Genomic DNA, 2,940 nt, shown 5'->3' on the forward strand with positions numbered 1-2,940 from the left:
AACCGAAGTAGGATCATCTTCTACTCCATTACTTAAAGGCCCTGCAGGATCATTCCAAACTACCGTTATTCTCATAGGCGATCCATTAGAAATAACATTTCTTGAATATGTAGAACCTTGTGTTAGCGTTAATTCATCAATTATTGAACTTGTACCTTTATTAGATATTAACAACGCACTTTTTTGAGCATTTAACAATCCCCATCCAAAACTATAATCTGGACCATCATGATCTCCAGTTTCTTCAGCACCATTAATCATAACAGCCTTTAGAGTAGCTGCTCTCATAAAATTAGAATAAAGCTCATTATAATGTTGTTGTAATAATATTAAAGCACCGGAAACAGCTGGTGCTGCCATTGACGTTCCTTGATTTGAACCATAGCTGGTATCACTAACTGATGTCAATGAATTAACATTAACTCCTTTTGCAGAAATATCTGGTTTAATTCTGTAATCATCAGTGGGACCCCAACTACTAAAACTACTCATTATTACAGACGCAGGTGAAGTGTAATTTGAAACATTAGAAACAGCAGCAACCACAATAGAATTTTTTGAAGTTTTGTTGCCTATTAAAAGATCCCTACCTCCTTTTGTATCTTCTGCCGTACCTCGATCGTTTCCTGCAGAAATTACAGGTTGATAATAGGGTGCGTTATTCATTATCAAATCCCATTCTCTTGATTCAGAGATATAAGCTCCTTTTACTCTCGGTTGGACATTTTCAGCAGGAATACCGTACGAGTGATTAGACACTAATAAACCTTGAGAAATTTGACTTATAACTTCCGCTTCATCATTTGCAAAAGTGTTTGCCCAAAGATTGGCTTGATAAGCCATTCCTCTAGCACTGTTATTACCAAATCCAGAACCTAACATAGTACCAGCCACATGAGTAGCATGAGAAGTACCTTCATTTGAAATAACAAAGTTTTCTAAATCCATTATAGTAACACGTCCAACAAGATCTTGATGAGAACTCCTAACCGGACCACCATCCCAAATACCTAGAATCATATTTTGACCATTCAAATTTAATCCTGCAGAACCTCCTGAATTAATTCTATTAACCTTGATAGTATTTGCCGATCCTGAATTATGTGTTTTGTAATAAATAGGCCGATCATTTTCAATATACATTAACTCATGATAGCTGCCTTTTTCATCAACAAATCGCTCAGGAATATTATTAATTTTCGAAAATTGAATAGCTTCTGTTTTTCTACTATAAAATCTCGATTCAAAAACATTTTTAAGTGAATCTAACTTAAAAATATTATAGCTCTTGATAATTCTGTTTTGTTGTTCTCTAGTTTGTGCATTAGAAAACATTGAAAAACAAAATAAGAAAATTGAACAAATAAGAATTTTAACTTTCATAATTATTTTTTTTGCTAAATTAAATTAATTTTAATAAATTTAAAAATTATATTTTATTTTTTAACAATTAGTAATGTTTAGTGGTTATTTAAAATAAGTACTTTTTTTGAAACTTATTAGTTTTTTCTCAACTCTCAAATTAGAATCCGGCACAGACGAAGCCGGTCGTGGCTGCCTTGCCGGTCCCGTCACAGCAGCAGCAGTAATATTACCAGAAGACTTTTCGCTTCCATTACTCAATGACTCAAAACAACTTTCGGAAAAAACAAGAGAAAATCTAAGACCAATAATCGAAGAGCAAGCCATTTCGTTTAGCTATACACACCTTGAACCAATTATCATCGATAAAATAAATATTCTCAATGCTTCTATCCAAGCCATGCAAGAAAGTATTATGAAGTTAAATCCTACTCCTGAATATATTATTGTTGACGGTAATCGTTTCAAACCTATCAATAACATTCCCTACAGCTGCATTATAAAAGGTGACAGCAAATTTATGAGCATTGCCGCAGCCTCCATTTTAGCCAAAACCTATCGAGATGATTATATGAATAAAATTCATGAAGAATTCCCGATGTATAACTGGAAAAAAAACAAAGGTTACCCGACCAAAGAACACAGAGAAGCTATCGCAAAATATGGGATAACCAAATACCACCGGTTAAGCTTTCGATTATTACCGGAGCAGTTGAAATTGGAGTTTTAGTTCCGATAGCAATCGGAATGGATTTTTAAATTTTACTAATTTTCTAAATCAGTGTTCTTAAAAAATAATAAGTAAAAACACCATCCGCTAAATCCATTTCAAGCAAAGCGAATCCAAATTAAAGAATCCGCGAGAATCTTTTAAATCTATAAAATCCGTGTTCCATTCAAAGAACCATCCAAAACAGCGGATTTAAATTCACACGCAAAAAGATATTCAAAATGCTTCAAAATTTTTGACTTTACTTCTTCTTCATTGACTTTTTCAACACCTAACTCTACTTGCAAAGAAGTTACCGCTTTACCACGAATACCACACGGAATAATATTATCAAAATAACCTAAATCCGCATTTACATTCAAAGCAAATCCATGCATTGTCACCCATCGGGAAGCCCGAACGCCCATGGCACATATTTTTCGGGCAAAAGGTGTTCCAACATCTAACCAAACTCCTGTTTCGCCAGGACTACGTTCTGTTTGCAAACCAAATTCTGCTAATGTCAAAATAATGCTTTCTTCCAACAAACGCAGATACTTATGAATATCTGTAAAAAAATTTTCTAAGTCCAAAATCGGATAACCCACAATTTGTCCCGGCCCATGATACGTAATGTCACCGCCTCGGTTTATTTTATAAAACGTCGCTCCTTTTTGAGCTAATTGATTTTCGGTCAAAAGTAAATTACTCAAATCGCCACTTTTGCCCAATGTATAAACGTGCGGATGTTCTACAAATAAAAAATAATTTGATGTTGGTAAGTTGACCTCTTCTCGCCTGTTTCGTATTTTTAAATCGACAATCTCCTTAAACAAAGCCTCCTGAAAATCCCAAGCCAATTTATAATC

General features: G+C 34.2%; 3 protein-coding genes. 1 reads left to right on the forward strand and 2 read right to left on the reverse strand.

The window, feature by feature from the left end:
* Positions 1–1,383, reverse strand: a 1,383-nt coding sequence (locus ACIQ0M_RS15410; protein WP_396153830.1) for a S8 family serine peptidase, incomplete at its 3' end; no start/stop codon positions are given.
* A gap of 106 nt (positions 1,384–1,489) precedes the next feature.
* On the opposite strand from ACIQ0M_RS15410, the gene ACIQ0M_RS15415 reads away from it, so the two are divergent.
* Positions 1,490–2,092 carry a ribonuclease HII gene (locus ACIQ0M_RS15415; protein WP_396153832.1) on the forward strand — a complete coding sequence of 201 codons (603 nt, stop codon included), beginning with the start codon at positions 1,490–1,492 and terminating at the stop codon, positions 2,090–2,092.
* Between the two features lie 146 nt (positions 2,093–2,238).
* Here ACIQ0M_RS15415 and lipB read toward each other — a convergent pair.
* Positions 2,239–2,940 (reverse strand): lipoyl(octanoyl) transferase LipB (gene lipB / locus ACIQ0M_RS15420; RefSeq protein WP_396153834.1); only part of this gene is annotated, 702 nt, incomplete at its 5' end.

It is taken from the genome of Flavobacterium sp. (assembly GCF_044339515.1).
Lineage (GTDB): Bacteria > Bacteroidota > Bacteroidia > Flavobacteriales > Flavobacteriaceae > Flavobacterium.